The sequence below is a fragment of the Sphaerisporangium sp. B11E5 genome (assembly GCF_039871875.1).
Classification (GTDB): Bacteria; Actinomycetota; Actinomycetes; order Streptosporangiales; family Streptosporangiaceae; genus Sphaerisporangium.
On record NZ_JBDPMD010000025.1, the window covers coordinates 38,320 to 60,109 of the forward strand.

Here is a 21,790-nt window from a genome sequence, read left to right on the forward strand (position 1 = left end):
GGAGAGGAGAACGTCACTTGACGGTGACGGTGGCGCCGGCGCCCTCGAGCTGCGCCTTGGCCTTCTCCGCGGCCTCCTTGTTGACCTTCTCGAGCAGCGGCTTCGGCGCGCCGTCCACGAGGTCCTTGGCCTCCTTCAGCCCGAGGCTGGTGAGGGCCCGGACCTCCTTGATGACCTGGATCTTCTTGTCGCCGGCGGCCTCGAGGATGACGTCGAACTCGTCCTGCTCCTCGACCTCCTCGGCGGCGGCGCCGCCGCCGGCGCCCGGGGCCGCGGCCACGGCCACGGGGGCGGCGGCCTTGACGTCGAAGGTCTCCTCGAAGACCTTCACGAAGTCGGACAGCTCGAGGAGGGTCATCTCCTTGAACGCGTCGAGCAGCTCGTCGGTGCTGAGCTTCGCCATGGTGGTACTTCCTCCGCTTGTATCAAAACGTTGTTACGGACCGCGGTGTGCGCAGCGATCCCCGCGCCTCGCGGCCCCACACGGGCCGCGGGCCCCGAGCTACTCGGACTCGGCCTGCCCCGCCTCGGCGCCGCCGGCCTGCTTCTCGCGCAGGGCCTCGACGAGCCGCACCAGTTGGGTGGGCAGCGCGTTGAACGTGGCGGCGGCCTGGGACTGCTTCGCCTTCAGGGCGCCTGCCAGCTTCGCGAGCAGAACCTCACGCGACTCGAGGTCGGCGAGCGTGGTGATCTCGGCGGGCGTCATCGCCTTGCCGTCGACGACACCACCCTTGATCACCAGGAGGGGGTTGGCCTTGGCGAAATCACGCAGGCCCTTCGCCGCCTCGACCACGTCGCCGGTGACGAACGCGATCGCGGTCGGGCCCTGGAACAGATCGTCCAGGGTGCTGACCCCGGCCTGATTGGCCGCGATCTTCGACAGGGTGTTCTTCGCCACGGCGAACTTGGCGTTGCCCCGCAGGGCGACGCGCAATTCCTTGAGCTGCGCCACGGTGAGGCCGCGGTACTCCGTCAGGACCGCCGCGCTAGAGCCCTCGAAGCGATCCTTGAGCTCGGCGACGGCAGTCGCCTTCTCAGCCTTCGCCATGGGCCTCCTTCCAGATGTGCCGCCGGTACGCGGCCGAAGGGCCCACGGAAACGAAACGAGCCCCGGCGCGGGCGCGCGGGGCTCACACACAGACGACGGGCGGCGGAGGCCGCACGCGAACCATATGGAAACTCACATCACACCTGCGCTGGTCGCCCACGATCGTGGAACTTTCAGCCGCCGAGCCATGACAAGGCTCAGCGATGACCGGCGGTCTTCGGCGAGACCACTGTACGCGCTCGGGCCGCGTGCCACCAAATCAACGGCCGCGGGAGGCCGTGAGGGACCCCGCCCCCGCCTTGGGAGGCGGAGCCCCACCCGGAAGACGAGTACGCCCCGCACCGGAGGGTGCGGGGCGTACAGAGGCGTACGGAGGAAGTCAGCTCCCGATGGTGCCGCTGCCTCCGGCGCCGCCGGTGCCGTTCAGGCCCTTCGGGAGCTCGCCGACCTGGTCGGCGGGCGGGGCGGTGACCTCGGCGGCCTCGTTGAACTTGCTGAACTGCAGGGCCGCCTTGAAGGTGCCGCCGTCGGCGGCGCCGTTCATCTCCAGCTTGCGCGGCAGGTTCTCGGCGTCGATCCACGCGTCGAACTTCATGTCCTTGAGCTTGCTGATCTGCGGCGCGAGCTTCTGCTGCAGCTCGGGGTCGAGCTGCTTCACCGCCTCGGCCACCGGGAAGGTGCCCTTGTAGTGGGTGGTGTCCACGCCGCCGACCGTCTCGGTGCCCACGGCCTTGACGTCCTTGGAACCCGTGATCATCTTGACGCTGCTCTGCAGGTCGAGCTGCTGCGCCTGGGAGAGGAACTGCCCGGCGTCCACGCCCGCGGAACGCCCGAGCTCGGCGAGGTCGAGCTTGATCCAGGGCTTGGCGCTGCCGAGGAGCTTGTTCAGCATCTCGACCTTCATGTACGCCGTCTGGCCGAGCAGGATCACCCGCACGCCGCCCGGCACGTTCTGCCCGCCTGCGGAGATCTTGTCCAGGGTGACGTCCGAAGCCACCTGGGGCTTCTGGTGGTACACCATGGAGCCCGAGACCGAGCCCGCGCCGTCCTTGGGCGAGGTGAAGTCCACCGAGATCTGCGCCTGATAGGAGCTCACCGCCTCGGCGCTCTTCGCGCTGGCCTGGAGCGTCTCCGCCGCGGAGAGCTTGACCGAGCCGAGAGGCTCCGCCGTGCTCTGCGTCGGCTGGCCGCAGGCTGAGACCGCGATCAGCGTGGCCGCGCCTACTGCCACCATCGCGGAGGTCGTTCGCCGCTTCACTAGGTATCCCTTCTATCCCCCAAGACTGTTTCGACCCTACGCGCCGCCTCTACCCCGTGCGGCGACTTCTTTCGAGGAGCTATGCCCCGCCACCGCCGGCCGACGCGGCGACCTGGCCCGTGACCTGGGCAGTCGTGGCGTGCCGCTGAGCAGGAAAGAGCGAAAAAAGGGCCCCCGCCGCGTGGCGGAGGCCCTTCGGACGGCCGGTGAGGGCCGTCAGGCGTCGAGCTCGGCGGTGATGCCGCGCGTGATGTTGGGGTCCACGGGGATGCCGGGGCCCATGGAGGTGGAGAAGGTGATCTTCTTCAGGTAACGGCCCTTGGCCGCGGTCGGCTTGAGCCGGACCACCTCGTCCAGCGCGGCGGAGTAGTTCTCCAGGAGCTGACGCTCGGGGAACGACACCTTGCCGATGATGAAGTGGAGGTTCGCGTGCCGGTCGACCCGGAACTCGATCTTGCCGCCCTTGATGTCGGTCACGGCCTTGGAGACGTTCGGCGTCACGGTGCCGGTCTTGGGGTTCGGCATGAGGCCGCGGGGGCCGAGCACGCGGCCGAGACGGCCGACCTTGCCCATGAGGTCCGGCGTGGCCACGACGGCGTCGAACTCGCCGAGGCGGTTGCCCTTGGAGATCTCCTCGATCAGCTCGTCGGCGCCGACGATGTCGGCGCCCGCGGCGCGGGCCTCCTCGGCGCGGTCACCGGTCGCGAAGACCAGGACCCGGGCGGTCTTGCCGGTGCCGTGCGGGAGGTTGACGGTGCCGCGGACCATCTGGTCGGCCTTGCGGGGGTCGACGCCCAGCCGCAGGGCGACCTCGACGGTCGCGTCGAACTTGGTGACCGAGGTGCTCTTGGCCAGCTTGGCGGCCTCGACCGGGCTGTAGAGGTTCTCCGGGTTGATCTGCTCGGACGCCTTGCGGTACGTCTTGCTGCGCTTCATGTTCTCTCTCCTCGTGGAGTGCGTGGTCGTGGGCCAGCGCGTGGCCCTCCCACGGGTGGCGCCGGTACGGCCGCCGGCCGCCCGGCCCGCGATCCGGATGACCTACATAGATCATCCAAATTGGGACAAGGTCAGTCGGCGATGGTGATGCCCATCGACCGGGCGGTGCCGGCGATGATCTTCTCGGCCGCCTCGATGTCGTTGGCGTTGAGGTCGGGCATCTTCGTCTCGGCGATCTGGCGGAGCTGCTCCTTGGTGAGCTTGCCGACCTTGTCGCGCAGCGGGTTGGCGCTCGCCTTGTCGAGGCCCGCGGCCTTCTTGATCAGCTCAGGCGCCGGCGGCGTCTTCGTGACGAACACGAAGCTGCGGTCTTCGAAGATGGTGATCTCGACGGGGATGATGTTGCCCCGCTGGGCCTCGGTGGCGGCGTTGTACTGCCGCACGAAGTCCATGATGTTGACACCGTGCGGACCGAGGGCGGTACCGACCGGGGGCGCGGGCGTGGCCTGGCCGGCCGGAAGCTGCACCTTGACCAGTGCCGCGATCTTCTTCTTTGGAGGCATTGTCCTACTCCGGGTCCGTTTACTCCTGCGAGACTTCCACGGAGGTGGAAGCCACCGAGGGCATGCGTCGGCCGCGTGGCCATCCCTCGGGATTCACCCCGCGGCGCGCTCGGCCCGCGGGGACGACTTACCAGTGTATGCGTGGCGGCGGATCACCGAGACCTGGACGACCGTCAGATCTTGGAGACCTGGTTGAACGACAGCTCCACCGGGGTCTCGCGGCCGAAGATGGACACCAGCACCTTGAGCTTCTGCGACTCGGCGCTGATCTCGCTGACCGTGGCCGGGAGCGTGGCGAACGGGCCGTCCATGACGGTGACCGACTCGCCGACCTCGAAGTCGACGGTGGCGGCCGCGGCCTTGGCCGTGGTGGTCTTGGCCTGCTCGGTCGGCTCGGGCGCGAGCAGCTTCGCGACCTCGTCGAGACTCAGCGGGCTCGGCCGGTTGGACAGGCCGACGAAACCGGTGACACCCGGCGTGTTGCGGACCGCGGACCAGGACTCGTCGGTCAGCTCCATGCGGACCAGGACGTACCCGGGCAGGACACGCTCCTTGACCGGGGTGCGCTTGCCGCCCTTGATCTCGGTGACGGTGTGCGTGGGCACCTCGACCTGGAAGAGGTAGTCCTCCATGTTCAGGGACTGGGTGCGCGTCTCGATGTTGGACTTCACGCGGTTCTCGTAACCGGCGTAGGAGTGGATGACGTACCACTCGCCGGGCAGGCCGCGCATCGAGCGCTTGAACTCCTCGACGGGGTCCACGTCGGGCAGGACGTCACCGTCTTCGTCCACGGCGGCGGCCGGAGCGTCGGCCTCGCCGTGCTCCTCGGCCTCACCGGGACCGCCGGCCTCGCCGGACGCGTCGGTGATCTCGATCGCCTGCTCCGGCTCGCCCTCCCACTCGTCGTCGTGGGATGCGCCGGCCGGCAGTGGGGACTCGGACACAGTGACTCTTTCTCTCGTCGATGTTGCGAAACTCCGCCGCCTCCAGCCTACGGCGGGAGGGTACGGCGGTCGCGGCGCGCCGGTGCTCTACGGGGTGGTCGACCCGCCGAAGACCGCGAGCACACCCTTCGTGAGCAAGAAGTCCAGCCCGGCCACGATGCCGACCATAATCAGCACGAACACGAGGACAACGGTGGTGTAGTTGATCAGGGCCTTCCGCGTCGGCCAGATCACCTTGCGGAGCTCCGCAACGATCTGCCGGTAGAAAAGGGCCGGAGAAGTGCGCTTTTTCGCGGGCTGGCCAGACGGCTTGCTCGGCCGGTCCGCGGCCTCGCCGCGCGTGTCGATCGCCACAGTCCTCACCTGATCCGTCGTTCCAACGCAACTTTGCGGCGGCATACACGCCATCGGTGCGCGGACCGCACTCCGCAGGGCACGAGGGACTCGAACCCCCAACCGCCGGTTTTGGAGACCGGTGCGCTACCAATTGCGCTAGTGCCCTCTGCCATGAGCCAGCTTACCCGTGCGGCACGGGGGCGTCGCTCACTAGTTGCAGAAGTGTACGGGGGAATGGCCCCCACGTCGAACCAACGCGTCGGGCAGGCCGGGACGATCCGCCGCGTGTCCACATCATGGATATGCGGCGGAAGCGGTGTGAGACGTCTGGAAGCATGGTACCCATGACCCGTCCTCGCATCTCAGCGCGCATCTCCGCCATTTCAGAGTCCGCCACGCTAGCGGTGGACGCAAAGGCCAAGGCCATGAAGGCCGCCGGTCGCCCGGTCATCGGTTTCGGCGCGGGAGAGCCCGACTTCCCGACGCCGGATTACATCGTCGCGGCCGCCGTCGAGGCGTGCGGGAACCCCAGATTCCACAAGTACACCCCCGCGGGGGGCCTGCCCGAGCTCAAGCAGGCCATCGCCGACAAGACGCGCCGCGACTCCGGCTTCGAGGTGGACGCCTCGCGGGTGCTGGTCACCAACGGCGGCAAGCAGGCCGTGTACGAGGCGTTCGCCACGCTGCTCGACCCGGGGGACGAGGTGCTGGTCGTCGCCCCCTACTGGACCACCTACCCCGAGGCGATCAAGCTCGCCGGGGGCGTGCAGGTGGACGTGCCGACGGACGAGACCACCGGTTACCTCGCCTCGGTGGACGCGCTGGAGGCGGCGCGCACCGAGCGCACCAAGGTGCTGCTGTTCGTGTCGCCGTCCAACCCGACCGGCGCGGTGTACTCCCCCGCGCAGGTCGAGGAGATCGGCCGCTGGGCCGCGGAGCACGGCCTGTGGGTGGTCACCGACGAGATCTACGAGCACCTCGTGTACGGCGACACGCGGTTCTCCAGCATCGCCACCGCCGTGCCGGAGCTGCACGACCGCGTCGTGGTGCTGAACGGCGTGGCCAAGACGTACGCCATGACCGGCTGGCGGGTGGGCTGGCTGATCGGCCCGTCCGACGTCGTGAAGGCCGCCACCAACCTGCAGTCGCACGCCACGTCCAACGTCTCCAACGTCGCCCAGTGGGCGGCGCTCACGGCCGTGTCCGGCGACCTGTCCGCGGTGGCGCGCATGCGGGAGGCGTTCGACCGGCGGCGGCAGACCATGGTGCGCATGCTCAACGAGATCCCCGGGGTGGTGTGCCCCGAGCCGTTCGGCGCCTTCTACGCCTACCCGTCGGTCAAGGGCGTGCTCGGCAAGGAGATCCGGGGCCGGCGGCCCTCGTCGTCCTCCGAGCTCGCGGAGCTGATCCTGGAGGAGGCCGAGGTCGCGCTGGTGCCGGGTGAGGCGTTCGGCACGCCGGGGTACTTCCGGCTGTCGTACGCGCTCGGCGACGACGACCTCGCCGAGGGCATCACCCGGCTCGGCAAGCTGCTGTCCGAGGCGCGCTGACTGAGGTTCCCCGGGGTTGCGGCAGGATATGGAGATGGCACGCCCGCTCGACACCTTGCCCAAGGCCCACCTGCACCTCCACTTCACCGGCTCCATGCGGCACTCGACGCTGCTGGAGCTGGCCGCCGAACACGGGGTGCATCTGCCGGACGCGCTGGTGCAGGACTGGCCCCCTCGGTTGCGGGCGACCGACGAGCGGGGCTGGTTCCGCTTCCAGCGCCTGTACGACATCGCCCGCTCGGTGCTGCGCCGCGAGGACGACGTGCGCCGGCTGCTGCGCGAGGCGGCGGAGGACGAGGCGGCCGAGGGGTCCCGCTGGCTGGAGATCCAGGTGGACCCCTCGGGCTACGCCTCACGCTTCGGCGGCCTCACCGCGACCCTTGAGCTGGTGCTGGACGCCGCCCGCGAGGCCGCGTCCCGCTCGGGCATCGGGATCGCGGTCATCGTGGCCGCCAACCGCACACGGCACCCCCTGGACGCCAAGACCCTCGCCCGCCTGGCCACCCAGTACGCCGGCCAGGGCGTGGCCGGCTTCGGCCTGTCCAACGACGAACGCCGGGCCCGCGCCCGCGACTTCGACGGCGCTTTCCGCATCGCCAAGCGGGCGGGCCTGCTCGCGGTGCCCCATGGCGGCGAGCTCTCGGGGGCGGCCAGTGTGGCGGAATGCGTGGACGACCTCGGCGCCGACCGGATCGGCCACGGCGTACGCGCCGCCGAGTCCCCGCGTCTCATGGACCGCCTCGCCGACCGCCAGATCACCTGCGAGGTCTGCCCGACATCGAACCTCGGCCTCGGCGTCGCCCGCACCGCCGACGAGGTCCCCCTGAAACAACTCTTCCACGCCGGCGTCCCCATCGCCCTGGGCGCCGACGACCCCCTGCTCTTCGGCGCCCGCCTCCTCCCCCAGTACGAACTGGCCCGGGACGCCTACGGCTTCACCGACCCCGAGCTCGCCGAACTGGCCCGCCAGTCCATCCGCTCCTCCACCGCCCCCGAGGCGTACAAGAAGGAACTGCTCGCCGGCATCGACACCTGGCTCACCGCGGACCTGTAGGGCGAACCGCCGTACGACGACGGCCGCCCGGCGGGGGTCGCCGGGCGGCCGTCGTCATCGTCGGATCTTCGGGGTTACTGGGAGTGGATGTAGATCACGCTGAAGACCTCGGAGAGCTTGTTGAGGTCGGCGGTGATGCTCTTCTCAGGATCGCTGGCGTCGAAGGTGACGGCCAGGCGGCCGAGGCCCTTGCGGGCCTGGAGGGCCTTCCACATGGTGTTGTCGGTCAGGCCCTGGTCCAGCAGGCGCCAGGTGGTGCCGTCCCAGTTCTGGCGGTGGGTCCAGAGCATGACCGTCTGGACGCCGGCCTGGAGCGGGAGGTCGACCCTCAGCTTGGCGGCGGCTTCGGCCTGGGCGGCGGTGAGTTTGTTGGCGCCGCTGTGGGCCAGGCCCACCTCGCGGGCGCCGATGTGGACCCGGGTGTCCCAGCCTCGGGCGCGGACGCCGATCCACTGGTTGCGCAGGGCCTTGTCGGGGGTGATCTTGTACTTGGAGTACTCGCTGGCGAACAGGCCGCTGGAGACGTTGACGTGGTCGACGTCGCCGGTGAGGACGTACTTCTCGACGTTGGCCCGGGTGATCAGCGGGTACTTGGCGCGCAGCGCGGTCTGGCAGGTCTGCGAGGCGCCGCAGCCCATCTCGGGGACGACCACGTCCACGGCGAGCTGGCGGCCCGCGGGCATGGCGGCGCGCAGGGCGGCCGAGGAGTCCTTGACGAACCTGCGGATGTCGGCGGCGGACTTGAAGCCCCAGTAGCCGAGGTCCTGGGCGAACTTGACGCCGGCGACGCCGGGCCGGCTGGCCTGGGCGGCCATGCTGGCCACCGCGGCGTCGAACTGGTCCTTGCCGGCCTGCCACGCGGGAGCCAGCTCGCCTTCGATCCACACGCGCATGTTGAGCTTGACCGCGGCGGCGGCGGCCTTGCCTGTGGCGTCGTTGGGCGGGGTCAGCTCACGCTTGGGGGTGGTCGGCGTGGCCTCGGGCTCAGCCGGGGCGCTGGGGTCGGGCAGCGTCGAGGCGGTCGGCCGCGGGGCCGTGCTCTGGTCGGGCTCGGCGGTGGGGTCGGCGGCCGGCGGGGCGCTCGGGTCGCCGGACGCGCTGGGGTCGGCCGGGCCGCTCGGCGCGCCGTCGCCGCTCGGCGCGGCTGAGGGCTCGGTGCCGGACGGGGGTGCCTGCGACTTGTCGTCCACCGGGAGCTGGGTCACGTCCGGCTGGACGTCGGGAGCGCCGGTGGCCTGGCCGGAACCGGTGCCGCCGTTACCGCCGCCGGGAGCGGGGGTCCCGGAGGAGCCGCCGCCGGCCGAGCAGTCGAACTCACCGCCCTGGCAGGCCTTGGCGGGCGGGTTGGTGACGTTGCCGTCCACGTCCTTGCAGACGTACTTGCCGGCGTCGTGGTCGTACTTGCACAGCACCTGGTCCTTGTCGGCGCAGTCCTGCATGCCGGGACCCTTGTTGGTCTGGTCGGTGCAGAACAGCACCGGGCCGGGGTAGGGCACGGCGTCCTGGAGCTTCTGGCCGTCGTTGCGCGCCCAGAAGCGGACGATGTCCAGCGCGTCGCGAGGGGTCTTGGCCATCCACTTGCAGTACATGAACTCCGGCGTGCCGGTCCCGAGGATGTCGTCGCACTCGTTGTCCGGCGCCTCCTCGGTCGCCGCGGGAGCCGGGTCGGCCAGGGCCATGCCGGTGGGAACGCCAACGGTCAGCGTGACGAGCACCGCGATGAGTGCGATGATCCACTCGCGTTTGTGGAGTCGGGGCATACGCGGTCTCTCCTCGGGTTCGGACTGGGGGGCTAACAGGGCCGGTTGTACGTGACGTTCACCCTGATCGTTCCGGAGTTCTTGGTGCCCTGGTTGTCGCCTGACCAGGAGATGGACACGAGAGCGGTCTTCTGACCACATTCACTGCCCGAGCGCGGCGAGACGACGATGGCGGCGGAGCCGCCGTTGGAGATGGATCCGGAACCAGGTGAGACGACAAGATCGGTTCCCACGGCCGTCCACTGGATGGCGCCGGGCTGCGACCGCACGGTGACGGTGCCCTCCCTGGCGGTCCCGAGGTCCACCGAGGTGGACGACGCGGCCAGCGACGGCGGGGGCGGAGGAGGCGGCGGGGGCGGGGGCGAGCTCGTGCGCGGCTGCGACTGCGGCTGCGAGCTCTGCTTGGGCGACGAGGAACTCTTGGGGGACGACGTCGGCTTGGACGTGGTGCGCGGCGGGGGCGGCGGGTCGTTCGGGCCGTCGTCGTTCGTCGGAGGGCTGGTCGAGCGCTTGCTCGTCGGCTTGGCCGAGGCGCTGGTCGGCGGGGGCACCAGCGGCACCGAGCCGGACGGCAGGCCCACGCCGGGCCGGTTGGCCACCGGCAGGCTCGCGCCGGGCGAGGCCATCGGGCCGCCGGTGCCGCCAGGAGGCGGCGGGGGCGGGGAGTCCACCAGGGGCGGCAGCGACTCGCCGGGGGTCACGAACACCGAGCCGCCGCCGGCCGCCGAGACGTCCACGGGCTGCTTGGCCTGCGGCGTGAACAGCAGCGACCAGATGGTGCCCGCGACGGCGACCGACACGACGGTGACCAGGGAGACGCGGCCCCACCGGATGCGGCTCTCGGGGTCGTCGGCCTCGGGGTCGGGCTCCCAGAACTCAGGGATCTTGTGCCCCTCGGACCGCTCAGGGGCGAAGCCCTCGTCCACCGACAGGGGCGCCTGGGCGGCGGGCGGGTCCTCCAGCGCGTCCGGCTGCACGGGGAACCCGTCGGGGTGCCAGCTCTCGGTGCGGTTGTCGGCCGCGGTGATCGACTCGCCCGCGCCGCTGAACAGCCGCTCGGCGGGCGCGGGCCCGGCCAGGATGGGCAGGCGGGTCATGAGCGCCGTGATGCCGACCCCGGACTTGATGCTCTGGCAGTCCTTGCAGGAGCGTACGTGCCTGCTGATGTGCGCCCGCAGCAGCCGGGTGGGCGACTCGGCCCACGACTTCACGAGCCCCGGCAGCACCGAGCAGCGCGGGTCGTGGCCGCGGGCGTCCATGACGGCGGCGAGCCACTGCTCGGCGTGCTTCTTGCCGGCCGCGGCGACGCTCTCGACGGCGTCCACCGAGATGTCGAGCACTCTGGCGACCTCGTCGGACTTGAGCCCGTGACGCAGCGTCAGATCGAGGATCTCGCGCTCGCGCGGCTCCAGACAGGCGAGCACCTCGATGCCGAGCTCGGGCGCGCCGCCCCGCCCCTGGCGGGCGTAGGAGCCGGTGTGCGCGACACCGGCCAGCCTGGCCTGGCATTCCGCGCGGGCGAGGGAGTAGAGCCAGGCGCGTAAGCGGGTGGCGTCATAGAGCCGGTCGGTGTGCGCGACCGCCCCGTACAGCGCTCCAATCGTCGCGGAGAGGGCGTCCTCACCGGCGATCAGGGACTGGCAGTAGTCGTAGAGATGGTCGCCGTACTCACGGCACAAGCGTTCCAGCGCGGCGGGGTCATCCCTCCTCAGCACGGGACTCAGCTCTCCTGACATAGTTGCAAATGATAAATCGGGCGCAGGCAAAGCAGTCAGAAATATACGGGAGGAAGCGCTGTTGTCTCATATCACTTTTGTTACATAACAACCTTCTATACTCTGTTGACTGCCTAGTGGTCTTAACCCCCACATGAATGCACATCAAGCCACAAGTCGCCGTGGTGTGCAGGCAGCAGTTCCGTCACTCGATCCGCCCACCGGAGACAGAGCATCGTGCGAGACGACAGCGACGAGCCTTCTTCACCGCGACGCCGGCCGCCGTACGCCGGGAATTTCCCCGGCCCTGGCCCTCGGGAGGACCGATGGCGCACGTGGGAGACCACGCCTGACATGGATGACGACGAGGAGGAGACGCCCTGGCAACGGCTCGGCAACAGCCGGAGCGGGCCCATCGTGATCGGCCTGACGCTGTTGCTGGCGGCCGGCACCGGCATCTGGTTCGCCTGGCCGGAGTCCGAGGCGCCGCCCCCGCCCGCGGCGGTGCAGTCCCCGCCGCCGCCGTCCTCGCCGGCCCCCAAGCAGCCGGCCTTCGGCGTGGACTCGCCACCGCCGCCACCCGAGGCACGGCCGTCGCCGACCCGCACCCGCCGCGCGGGCCAGGACCCGAACCGCCCGAGGACGGTCACCCCGCCACCGCCGCCGGCGGCCAGCTCGGCCCCGCCGCGGTCCGGCCCGCCCACCAGGACGCCCAAGCCACGCAGGTCGCCGGACGGCCAGAGCGGGCCGACCGAGCCTCCGCCGCCGCCCTCGTCGTCCAAGCCGACCTCACGGCCGACCACCGCCCCGCCGGACGACGAGAGCCCGCCGACCGGTCCGTCCCTCCCGCCGCCACCGCCGGGGAGCTGAGTCCGCACACCCGCCGAGCCTGAGCCGGAACGGCGGGTGAATTCTCGCGGTATCGCAATCCGGTATGGATTGTTTACGGGCACCCCTAAATGGGAACTCGCCGCGGCCCTTAACGGAGGGAGACGGCTATTTCCAGCGCCCTTGTCACGTCCGGCACACCTTCCAGGCGATAGCCGGCCAGGTCGAGCTGCCAGATGAGGGTCGGACCGGCCACCCGGGCCAGGTCCTTGGCGCCGACGCCGTCACGCGGGAGGTAGGTGATGCCGTGCGGGGCCTGCACCCACCACCCCTGCGACTCCCCCACGGTCACCTGCTGGGGGAAGGGCGGGCCGAGCTCCTTGCGCCACAACACGTCCATCACGCCGGCGAAGGCGTCCAGCCGGACCCCCGGCCAGAACATCGACACCAGGCGGCCGTCCTCGGCCACCCGCACGTCCTTGGGGGCGCCGAGCTCGGCCGGCACCCGGAACGGGAACGGGGCCATGTCCCTGGCCTCGTCCAGCGTCACCCGGGTCTCGCCCGGCAGCGCCCGCGGCACGCCGGACGGCAGCGGCCCGGGATCGCCGATCTGGAGCTCGATGCCGGCGAACCGCAGCACCCGCTCCACCGCCGCCTGGCCCTGCGGGGTGAGGCCGAGCAGCACGGCCAGCACCACCGCGACCCCCGTCGCGATCCACCGTTTGCGCGGACGCCACCGGCGCCGGTCCGGCCCGTGCGCCCCGCCGGTCCTCTCGGACGGGGCGCGCGGTCCGTCAGCTTCGGTCCCGGAGGCGGACTCCAGGCGTGCGCGTACGGCCCGCGCGACGTCGGCCGGCGGAGGTGTGGGGGGGCCGACGTGTTCGCCGAGCGCACGCAGGGACATCTCCAGGTCGTCATGCGAGCCCATCGCCCACCTCCTCCCGCAGCCGGGCCAGCCCGCGGAAGGTGCGGGACTTGACCGAGCCGAGCGGCCAGCCGAGGATCTCGGCGGTCTCCGCCTCGGTCAGCTGTAGGAAGTACCGGCAGACCACCGCTTGGCGTTCCCGTTCCGGCAGAGCGCGAACCAGGCCGAGCAGCCGGGTGCGGCGGTCGGTGGCGATGGCGACGCCCTCCGGGTCGTCGGGGAACCGCTCGGGCTCGGCCCCGGCCCGCAGCGCGAGCTCGGTGCGGCGGCCCCGGGCGCGGGTCGCCGTGTGGGTCTCGTTGGCCACGATGCGCAACAGCCACGGCTTGAAGGCGGCGTCCCTGCGGAACCCGGACAGGTGCCGGAACGCCTTGACGAAGGCCTCCTGGACGACGTCCTCGGCCTCCTCGCCCGCACCGAGCAGGGCCGCCGTGCGATGGGCGATCGCGCTGTACCGCGCGACCAGCACCTCGTACGCGTCCAGATCGCCGGCCAGCGACCTCGTTATGGCCTCGTCGTCGTCCGTCGGGGCTCCTTCAGGGGGGTGTGTGCGCGTCAAAAGGTAGTTACTGCCACGCCATTCCGCAAAGGGGTGCCCGCGCCGGGGAGAGCAGGCGTTTACCGCCTGGTTGTCCGGGAAGCGGAGCGTGACGTGGAACAGGGCGGCTAGACTCGGGGCCCATCCGTGACCGTGGCTCCCGCTCGGGGCCGCGGTTTTTGAGTGAGCGAAACTGGGCGGAACGCATGTCTGGGTATGACCGCGTGGTGCAACCTGCGGCCGGGGACGAAGCCCTGGAGAACCACCTCGGGGGTGACGAGGCCCGCAATTACCGGCAGTACGAATTCGACATGGTCGCCCCCCACGTCGGCAGGTCCATGCTGGAGATCGGTTCCGGCCTCGGCCACTTCGCCGAGCAGTTCCTGCCCCGCCTGGACCGGCTCGTGGTCAGCGACTTCGACCCCTACTGCGTCGAGCAGCTCAGCAAGCGCTTCGACGGGCGCGAGGACATCGGCGTGCTGCAGTTCGGGCTGCCCGCCGAGATCCCGCTGGCCGAGCCGGTCGACACCGTCGTGATGATGAACGTCCTCGAGCACATCGAGGAGGACGTCGAGGCGCTGCGCTCGCTCGCCAAGGTCACCGTGCCCGGGGGGCGCATCGTCATCTGGGTGCCCGGCTACATGCAGCTCTACGGCGACTTCGACCGCAAGGTGGGCCACGTCACCCGCTACACCCCCGCCACGCTCGGCCGCACGGTCGCCTCGGCCGGGCTGAAGGCCGAGGTCCTCAAGCCGATCAACTTCCTCGGCGGCATCGCGTGGTGGCTGGCCGTGCGGCGCGGCGGGGTGGGCTACCCCGACCCCCGGCTGGTGAAGATCTACGACCGCACCGTCGTGCCCGCCACCCGCCTGATCGAACGGTTCATCCGCCCGCCGTTCGGCCAGACGGTGTTCTGCGTCGCCCGCGTCCCCGGCTGAGACGTTCCCCCGGACACCTCCCGGCCTGTCCCCCCGCCCGGCCGCGGCGGGCGGCTGGGAAAGTCCGCCGCCGGACTTCCGGTGGACGTCTCCGCGCCGGATCCACCGCCTCCGGACGCGAAATCCGTTGAAAGATTCATCGCCCGGCTCGCTGTTCCCCGGGTTGTCCCAGGCTTTCCCCGGCCTTCTCCCAGCCGGTGGCGGTGGCATGGGCCACATGAGAAATCTGTCCAAGGCACTGACGGCCGGTGCTTTCGCCGGCACTCTCACCGTGGGCCTGCTCGGCGGCGCCGCGCTGGCGAACCGGGACGGCGGCGCCGGGGTGCCGTACGAGCTCACGGCCGCCGATCCGGTCGCCGCCGAGGCGGCCTCCCTGGCGGGTTCCTCCCCCGCCTTCCTCACCGCCGGGGACCGCGACCCGGCCGACCGGCCCCGGCTGCGCCTCGGGGCGCGCAGGGCGCTCATCGGGGTGCACGGCGAGACGACCGTGCGGGCGCGCGGCGGCGGCTTCGACACCTTCGCCTGGCAGCGCGGCGCGGTGACGTCGGCGTCCGGCACCGCCCTCACCGTGAGGAGCGCTGACGGCGTGAGCTGGACCTGGACGGTCACCGGCGACAGTAAAGTCCGTAAGAATGGCGACAAGTCCACTCCGTCGGCGCTGAAGGCGGGCGACGACGTCTTCGTCCTCGGCCGCCCGTCCGGTGACACCCGGACCGCGCTCGGAGTGGTGGTGCCCAAGCGCTAGGAGTGAGCGGCGGACCCATGAGCGAGCAGACGAACCGACCCCGGGTCCTCGTCGTGGACGACGAGCGCAACATCCGCGACCTCGTGGGCATGGCGCTGCGCTTCCACGGGTTCGAGGTGATCAGCGCGGCCCGGGGGTACGAGGCGCTGGAACTGGCCGGCTCGTCGTCGCCCGACCTGCTGGTGCTGGACGTCATGCTGCCCGACCTGGACGGGTTCGAGCTGTGCCGGCGCCTGCGGGCCCGGGGCGACGACGTGCCGGTCATCTTCCTCACCGCGCGCGACACCGTCGCCGACACCGTGCACGGCCTCACGCTCGGCGGTGACGACTACGTCACCAAACCCTTCTCGGTGGAGGCACTGGTCGCCCGTGCCCGCGCGGTGCTGCGGCGCGGCGTGCGGGGCGGCTCCGGGGCCGAGGCGCCCGCCGAGCGGGCCGTGTTGTCGGTGGGCGGGCTGGAGCTGGACGAGGCCCGCTGGGAGGTCCGCCGCGACGGCACGCCGGTGGACCTCTCGCCCACCGAGTTCCGCCTCCTGGCCTTCCTGATGCGCCACCCCGGGCAGGTGCTCACCAAGGCGCAGCTCCTGGAGCACGTCTGGGGGTTCGGCACGCAGTCCCAGGTCGTCGAGACGTACATCTCGTACCTTCGCCGCAAACTCGACCCGCTCGGGCCACCGCTGATCCACACCCAGCGCGGCGTCGGCTACGCCCTGCGTCCCTCGTCATGACCCTCAGCGGGCGGTTGCTCACGGGCCTGCTGTCCGTGACCGCGGCCGGGCTGGCGGTGTTGTCCGTGGTGAGCGTGCTGGTGCTGCGGGGACACATGCTGGACCGCACCGACGCGTCGCTGACCGCGGCGGCGCACGGGTCCGCGACGCGGCTGGTACGGGCGTCCGGCATCGCGCTGGTGAACGCCAGCCCGTCGTACGCGGTGGCCCTGCTCAACCTCACCACCGGCCGGGGGCGCCTGCTGGCCGGAGACGACACCGAAGCCGGGCACATGCCCGAGATGCTGGAACGGCTCGGCGGACGCGTCCTGGAGCCGCTCGCGGACAGCGGGCGGCCGTTCGCCCTCAGCGGGCGGCTGCGCGCGGCAGCGGCGCGCATGGACGTCGGGGACCGCATCGTCGTGGTGGCGGTGCCGCTGGACGAGGTGCGGGACGCGGTGAAGCGGCTCATCCTCGCCGAACTGGTCACCGGGGTCGTGCTGATCGTGCTGCTGCTCCTGCTCGGCCGGTTCCTCATCGCCAAGGGCCTCGCGCCGCTGCACCGGATGGCGAGCACGGCGCAGCGGGTGGCCGAAGGGGGCGACCTGTCCGAACGCATGCCCGAGGGCCGCTCCGAGGCGGGGCGGCTCGGGGCGGCCATCAACGTCATGCTGACCCGCATCCAGTACGCCTTCGCCGCGCGCTGGGCCTCGGAGGAACGGGTGCGCCGCTTCGCCGCCGACGCCTCCCACGAGCTGCGCAACCCTCTCACCACGATCCACGGGTACGCCGAGCTGTACCGCCAGGGTGCCATCCCGCCCGAGGAGACCCCGCAGGTCATGCGGCGCATCGAGGACGAAGCCGCCCGCATGACCCGCCTGGTCTCCGAACTCCTGGAACTGGCCCGCCTCGACAAGGGCGCCCCCCTCGCCATGGCCCCCGTCGACCTCACCACCCTGGCCGCCGAGGTCGTCGACGACTTCACCGCCCTCAACCCCGCCCACCCCGTGACCCTCGACGCCCCCGCCGAACTCATCGCCGTCGTGGACGAGGCCCGCATCCGCCAGGTCCTCGTCAACCTCCTGGCCAACGTCCGCGCCCACACCCCACCCGGCACCACCACCACCGTCCGCGTGACTCCCCCCGCCACCCTGGAAGTCACCGACACCGGCCCAGGCATGCCCCCCGAAATAGCCGCCCTGGCGTTCGACCGCTTCCACCACCACGCCGAAAGCGACGGCACCGGCCTAGGCCTCTCCATAGTCCAAGCCATAGCCATAGCCCACGGCGGCCAAGCCACCCTCCGCTCCCTCCCAACCCAGGGCACCACAATCCAAGTAACCCTCCCCACCCACCTCTGACCCCCACCAGAGGCACACGAGGCGACGGGGACCGCGGCACGAAACAGGGCGGCACGAAACAGGGGCCAGCAGACAGGGCAGTACGGCCAGGGGACGGGACAGGGTCGGCGGACAAGGTCGGGACCGGACCAGGTGGGACGGGACCAGGTGGGACGGGACCAGGTGGGACGGGACCAGGTGGGACGGGACCAGGTGGGACGGGACCAGGTGGGACGGGACCAGGTGGGACGGGACCAGGTGGGACGGAGGTGAGCGAGGCGGGCCAGGACGGGGATGAGCGAAGCGGCGCGCCGCCTCAGCCACCCCGTCCCCCCTCTGCCCCGCCCCGTCCCGCCTCGCTTCTGCCCGCGGGGTGAGCCGGCGCGGGGTGAGCCGGCGCGGGGACGTGACGGGCCGGGGACGTGACGGGCCGGGGACGTGACGGGCCGGGGACGTGACGGGCCGGGGACGTGACGGGGCGCCATCCTGAGCATCAAGCTCTCCGGCGCCGACACGGTGCGAACCACCTACGGCGAACCCGGCGCCACCATACGGCGAGCCACCCACCCCCATCCCCCACAAACCCCTCCCCACCGGCGCCGACACGGCGCGAACCACCTACGGCGAACCCGGCGCCACCGTACGGCGGGTCATCCGCCCCCGTCTCCTACGGCCCCCCACCGGCGCCGACGCGGTGCGAACCACCTACGGCGAATTCGGCGCCGCCGTGCGGTGAGGCGCCGGAAAATCGGTTGCCGCTGCGGAAGGGGGACCGTAGCGTCGTGGACATGCGGATTTTCCCTTACTGAGAGCGCTGATCGGCCGGCCAGGCCGATCCAAGGCTCGCTTCGGCTTTCTGACCCGTCCGAACCAGACGCGGTGGCTGAGGCTCCCGACCGGCATGTTTCCTGCCGCGTCGTGATCCGTAAGGAGATTCATATATGCGTACCCGCGCTGCGAAGAAGGGCCGCAAGGCCCCCAAACCGTCCCCCCTGCCGGAACCCAAGCCGCCGCTTCCCCAGCCGGGGCGCGCGGTGCCGCTCCCGCTACCGGAGCACACCGCACCGTCGCTGCCGCGCCCCGAGCGGAAGCAGCCATCGGCGCCGCGCCGGATCACCCCGCCGCCGATGCCCGTACGGCGCACACCGCCCCCACGGCGGCAGCCGAAGGGACGCTAGGGCGAAACCGGCGACGGCGGTGTCCCGCCCCCTCATCCGGGACGGGGCACCGCCGTCACTTCAGCAAGAACCTTCACTTCCGCGAGGACCGTCCGTGGAATTCTCCGCGAGCCGGTTCGCGCCAAGAATCACAACGGATCGACTCGGCGTGAAGGATTCGAGCCGCTCGACAGCATGAGAATCAGAGCGGCTCGATGGTGTGAACGATCAAAGCCGCTCGATGATGGTGACGTTCGCCTGCCCGCCACCCTCGCACATCGTTTGCAACCCGTACCGGGCCCCCGTCCGCTCCACCTCGTGCAGCAGCTTGGTCATCAGGATCGCCCCGGTCCCCCCCAGCGGGTGCCCGAGCGCGATCGCCCCCCCGTTGGGGTTGGTCCGCGCCGGGTCGGCGCCGATCTCCTCCATCCACGCCAGCGGCACCGGCGCGAAGGCCTCATTGATCTCGATGACGCCGATGTCGTCGATGGACAGACCCGACCGTTCCAGCGCCTTCCGGGTGGCGGGAATGGGAGCAGTCAGCATGTACACCGGGTCGTCCCCGGTCAGCGCCAGCGTGACGATCCGCGCCCGCGGCGTCAGGCCGTGGTCCCGCACCGCCTGCTCGGAGGCGATCAGCACGGCGCCGGAGCCGTCCGAGATCTGGGAGGACGTGGCAGCGGTGATGCGTCCGCCGTCGCGCAGCGTCTTCAGGCCGGCCATCTTCTCCAGCGTGGTGTCGGCCCGCGGCCCCTCGTCGTCCTCGACCCCGTTGATCGGGGCGATCTGCTCACGGAAGTACCCGTTGGCGATGGCCTTCGCCGCCCGCTGGTGGCTCTCGTAGGCGTACCGTTCGAGGTCCTCCCGGCTGTAGCCCCACTTGTCGCACATCAGCTCCGCCCCGCGGAACTGCGAGATCTCCTGCTTGCCGTACCGTTCCACCCACTTCTCGCCGAAGGGGAACGGCATGCCCTTCTCCAGGGCCGTGGTGATGCTCGACCCCATCGGCACGATGCTCATCGACTCGACCCCGCCGGCGACCACCAGGTCCTGCGTGCCGGACATCACGCCCTGCGCGGCGAAGTGGATGGACTGCTGGGACGACCCGCACTGCCGGTCGATCGTCACGCCGGGCACCGACTCGGGCAGGCCTGCCGACAGCCAGGCGTTGCGCGCGATGTCCATGCTCTGCGGGCCGAACTGCATGACGCAGCCCAGGATCACGTCCTCGACAGCGGCCGGGTCCACGCCCGTGCGGTCGATCAGCGCCTTGAGCGTGTGCGCCGCGAGATCCGTGGGGTGGACGGTGGACAGGCCACCCTTCTTCTTGCCGACCGGGGTACGGACCGCCCCGACGATGTACGCCTCTGCCACAGTGCCTCCAGTGAACTCCTGGGACCCGCCCACCTTGAAACCGAGCGATGTTCGGTATCCGTCGAGCGTATAACAGAATAATCGTCCGTGGCGGACGCGGTGTCCCCGATCAGCGGCGCGACGCCTCACGGGTGCCGGTCATCCGGGCGTACACGATGACGTTGTCCTGATAGTGGCCGGTCGTCCGGTTGTACGTGCCGCCGCACGTGATCAGCCGCAGCTCGGCGTCGTCGGCGTTGCCGTACACCCGGTTCGTGGGGAACGTCTTCTTGTCGGCCTGCTCGATGCCGCCCACCGTGAAGATCGCCACCGTGCCGTCCATGCGGGTGACCTCGATGGTGTCGCCGTACTGCAGCTCGTGCAGCCGGTTGAACACGGCGGTGCGGGTGGTGGTGTCCTTGTGGCCGAGCATCACCGCGGGGCCCGGCTGGCCCGCGGTGGGGCCGAACCGGTACCAGCCGACCAGGTTGGGGTTGTTGATGGGCGGCGTCTGGATGGCGCCCTGCTTGTCCAGCCCGACCGACTTGATCGGCGCGTTGACGCCCAGCTTCTTGATGATCAGGCGCTTCGGCGTGGACGGCTGCATGGGGGGCGCCGCGGGCAGCGGCGGCGCGGGCGGCGCGGCCGTGGGCGCGGCCTGCGTCAGCGGCTGCCCCGGGCCGCCGGGCCCCACGGACGGGGCGAACCCGTCCGGCGGCTGGGCCTGCAGCTTGAGCGGCGTGCGCCCCGACCCGGCGAGGCCGTACTCGGCCGGCGAGTTGGCCATGAGCAGCACCCCGATCACCACCGTGACGACACCCGCCACGGCGGCCAGGATCAGGATGCCGCGCAACATCGACCCGCGGTCGGCCCGCGGCTCGGGCTCCTGCCACTGCCCGTAGCCGTAGTAGACCTGCGGCATGTACGGCTGCCCGTGCACAGGCTGGTTGTAGCCCTGCGGGTATCCCGGCTGTCCCTGCGCGGGATGCTCGCCGGGCTGCCCGTACCCCTCGGGGTACTCGGGCGGCATCGTCACGCCGGCCCCCCGTTCAGCCCTGCTGCGGGCGACGGCGGCGCATCATCAGACCACCCACACCGGCCCCCAGCACCAGGATCGACCCCACCGCCAGGAAGACCCGCGCGTCCGGCCCGATGTCACCGCCACCACCGGTCGCCGCACCGCCACCCGGAGTCCGGGTGACCTGGTTGCTCGGGCTCGACGTGACGGTCTCGAAGACGGTCCGGGTCTGCCGCGGGGTGGGGGTGGTCGAGGTCGGTGTCGGGGACGGGGTTGTCGTCGCCGTGTTGGTGTTCGTGCTGGTGGAGGTGGGGCTGCCGGTGCCCACCGCGAAGGTGATCGCGGCGGAGGTCGCCTCGGCGGGCGTGGCGACCAAGCAGGTGTACCAGGTGGCCGTGGCGGCCACACCGCCTGCGGCGGCGGTCGGCACGACCTTCACGGCGAACTTGTCCGGCCGCAGCCCTACGGTGCCGGTGGCCGTGGGCACGATTGTGAGCACCATGGTCGGCAAGGGCACCGGGCTACCCGCGGAAACGTCGGTCAACGGAGTGGCCGTGCCTGAGGCCGTCTTGGTCGCGGGCGCAGGCAAGACCGGCACGCCAGATGCAACGACGTCACCCTCTGCCACGATCTTGTTGGAAGCGCTCGACGGCAGCAGACTCGGAGCAGGGAGGAAGTTTGCCTCCGGCTGCTCCAAGTACCAGGTAATGGTCGCGGTCGCGCTACGGGTCGGCGTGACAAGCGGTGTCGCCAACTCCACGTTGAGCTTGTACGGACTCGGCTGCGCCCCTGTTCCCGGCGGGGCGCAGTTATATGTGATGTCCGCTGGAGCGGCGAGCGAGGCGAGCGCGGGGACTCCTCCCAACAGCACGCCCGCGCTCAAGGCTCCGGCCACGGCTGCTCTGGTGGCGATGCGACGCCGTGCCTTGGACTTCAGCACGTATCTCTCCATTTCAGCGGCGATGACCGGTTTGCCAGGCGCAACAGGATCGCAGACCCATGTCACAGTTCGGTACAGATCCTACGGAGCTGAGATCCCGTCTCGCTGTGATTTGGGGGTCGGAATCCAATTTTTCT

At 70.9% G+C, this 21,790-nt stretch carries 21 protein-coding genes and 1 tRNA gene; 7 read left to right on the plus strand and 15 right to left on the minus strand.

The window, feature by feature from the left end; genetic code table 11:
* Positions 1-13 precede the first annotated feature (13 nt).
* From rplL to ABGB17_RS22150, 8 genes are all read right to left on the minus strand, one after another.
* Positions 14-403, minus strand: coding sequence for a 50S ribosomal protein L7/L12 (rplL, locus tag ABGB17_RS22115; protein ID WP_347632473.1), 390 nt, complete (start codon positions 401-403; stop codon positions 14-16).
* A 99-nt stretch (positions 404-502) separates the two neighbouring features.
* A complete protein-coding gene (rplJ, locus tag ABGB17_RS22120; RefSeq protein ID WP_347632475.1) occupies positions 503-1,048 on the minus strand; it encodes a 50S ribosomal protein L10 in 546 nt (181 codons plus the stop codon).
* A 379-nt stretch (positions 1,049-1,427) separates the two neighbouring features.
* Entirely contained in the window at positions 1,428-2,306 is an 879-nt protein-coding gene (locus ABGB17_RS22125; protein ID WP_347632477.1) for an LppX_LprAFG lipoprotein, read from the minus strand.
* 216 nt (positions 2,307-2,522) lie between these two features.
* Positions 2,523-3,242, minus strand: coding sequence for a 50S ribosomal protein L1 (gene rplA, locus ABGB17_RS22130; protein ID WP_347632479.1), 720 nt, complete (start codon positions 3,240-3,242; stop codon positions 2,523-2,525).
* A 131-nt stretch (positions 3,243-3,373) separates the two neighbouring features.
* Positions 3,374-3,805 carry a 50S ribosomal protein L11 gene (gene rplK / locus ABGB17_RS22135; RefSeq protein ID WP_347632481.1) on the minus strand — a complete coding sequence of 144 codons (432 nt, stop codon included), beginning with the start codon at positions 3,803-3,805 and terminating at the stop codon, positions 3,374-3,376.
* Positions 3,806-3,978: 173 nt separating this feature from the next.
* Complete coding sequence (nusG, locus tag ABGB17_RS22140) at positions 3,979-4,749, minus strand: transcription termination/antitermination protein NusG (RefSeq protein WP_347632483.1); 771 nt, start codon at positions 4,747-4,749, stop codon at positions 3,979-3,981.
* A gap of 87 nt (positions 4,750-4,836) precedes the next feature.
* Entirely contained in the window at positions 4,837-5,103 is a 267-nt protein-coding gene (gene secE / locus ABGB17_RS22145; protein WP_347632485.1) for a preprotein translocase subunit SecE, read from the minus strand.
* A gap of 75 nt (positions 5,104-5,178) precedes the next feature.
* A tRNA-Trp gene (locus ABGB17_RS22150) sits at positions 5,179-5,251 on the minus strand.
* Between the two features lie 178 nt (positions 5,252-5,429).
* Here ABGB17_RS22150 and ABGB17_RS22155 point away from each other — a divergent pair.
* Both ABGB17_RS22155 and ABGB17_RS22160 read left to right on the plus strand, forming a co-directional pair.
* Entirely contained in the window at positions 5,430-6,635 is a 1,206-nt protein-coding gene (locus ABGB17_RS22155; RefSeq protein WP_347632487.1) for a pyridoxal phosphate-dependent aminotransferase, read from the plus strand.
* Positions 6,636-6,669: 34 nt separating this feature from the next.
* Entirely contained in the window at positions 6,670-7,689 is a 1,020-nt protein-coding gene (locus tag ABGB17_RS22160) for an adenosine deaminase (RefSeq protein ID WP_347632489.1), read from the plus strand.
* A gap of 74 nt (positions 7,690-7,763) precedes the next feature.
* On the opposite strand, the gene ABGB17_RS22165 is transcribed toward ABGB17_RS22160, so the two are convergent.
* The gene (locus ABGB17_RS22165) at positions 7,764-9,449 is read right to left on the minus strand and encodes a hypothetical protein (protein ID WP_347632491.1); all 1,686 of its coding nucleotides are present in this window, start codon (positions 9,447-9,449) and stop codon (positions 7,764-7,766) included.
* 32 nt (positions 9,450-9,481) lie between these two features.
* A complete protein-coding gene (locus ABGB17_RS22170; protein ID WP_347632493.1) occupies positions 9,482-11,164 on the minus strand; it encodes a sigma-70 family RNA polymerase sigma factor in 1,683 nt (560 codons plus the stop codon).
* Positions 11,165-11,518: 354 nt separating this feature from the next.
* On the opposite strand from ABGB17_RS22170, the gene ABGB17_RS22175 reads away from it, so the two are divergent.
* Positions 11,519-12,034 carry a hypothetical protein gene (locus ABGB17_RS22175; RefSeq protein ID WP_347632495.1) on the plus strand — a complete coding sequence of 172 codons (516 nt, stop codon included), beginning with the start codon at positions 11,519-11,521 and terminating at the stop codon, positions 12,032-12,034.
* A gap of 109 nt (positions 12,035-12,143) precedes the next feature.
* On the opposite strand, the gene ABGB17_RS22180 is transcribed toward ABGB17_RS22175, so the two are convergent.
* Positions 12,144-12,920, minus strand: coding sequence for a hypothetical protein (locus ABGB17_RS22180; protein ID WP_347632497.1), 777 nt, complete (start codon positions 12,918-12,920; stop codon positions 12,144-12,146).
* Entirely contained in the window at positions 12,907-13,476 is a 570-nt protein-coding gene (locus ABGB17_RS22185; RefSeq protein WP_347632499.1) for an RNA polymerase sigma factor, read from the minus strand. The genes ABGB17_RS22180 and ABGB17_RS22185 overlap by 14 nt, the downstream gene beginning before the upstream one ends.
* Before the next feature lie 203 nt (positions 13,477-13,679).
* On the opposite strand from ABGB17_RS22185, the gene ABGB17_RS22190 reads away from it, so the two are divergent.
* The 4 genes from ABGB17_RS22190 (at position 13,680) to ABGB17_RS22205 (ending at position 17,206) form a co-directional block, all read left to right on the plus strand.
* Complete coding sequence (locus ABGB17_RS22190) at positions 13,680-14,393, plus strand: class I SAM-dependent methyltransferase (RefSeq protein ID WP_347632500.1); 714 nt, start codon at positions 13,680-13,682, stop codon at positions 14,391-14,393.
* Between the two features lie 217 nt (positions 14,394-14,610).
* On the plus strand, positions 14,611-15,138 hold the full coding sequence (locus ABGB17_RS22195) for a hypothetical protein (RefSeq protein ID WP_347632502.1): 528 nt from the start codon (positions 14,611-14,613) through the stop codon (positions 15,136-15,138).
* A 17-nt stretch (positions 15,139-15,155) separates the two neighbouring features.
* On the plus strand, positions 15,156-15,866 hold the full coding sequence (locus tag ABGB17_RS22200; RefSeq protein WP_347632504.1) for a response regulator transcription factor: 711 nt from the start codon (positions 15,156-15,158) through the stop codon (positions 15,864-15,866).
* Complete coding sequence (locus ABGB17_RS22205) at positions 15,863-17,206, plus strand: HAMP domain-containing sensor histidine kinase (protein WP_347632506.1); 1,344 nt, start codon at positions 15,863-15,865, stop codon at positions 17,204-17,206. The genes ABGB17_RS22200 and ABGB17_RS22205 overlap by 4 nt, the downstream gene beginning before the upstream one ends.
* Positions 17,207-18,570: 1,364 nt before the next feature.
* Here ABGB17_RS22205 and ABGB17_RS22210 read toward each other — a convergent pair.
* The 3 genes from ABGB17_RS22210 to ABGB17_RS22220 form a co-directional block, all read right to left on the minus strand.
* Entirely contained in the window at positions 18,571-19,716 is a 1,146-nt protein-coding gene (locus ABGB17_RS22210) for an acetyl-CoA C-acetyltransferase (RefSeq protein WP_347632508.1), read from the minus strand.
* A gap of 109 nt (positions 19,717-19,825) precedes the next feature.
* Positions 19,826-20,725 (minus strand): class F sortase, encoded by a 900-nt coding sequence (locus ABGB17_RS22215; protein ID WP_347632600.1) that lies wholly within the window; start codon positions 20,723-20,725, stop codon positions 19,826-19,828.
* Positions 20,726-20,744: 19 nt separating this feature from the next.
* Positions 20,745-21,215 (minus strand): hypothetical protein, encoded by a 471-nt coding sequence (locus ABGB17_RS22220; RefSeq protein WP_347632510.1) that lies wholly within the window; start codon positions 21,213-21,215, stop codon positions 20,745-20,747.
* Between the last annotated feature and the right edge of the window lie 575 nt (positions 21,216-21,790).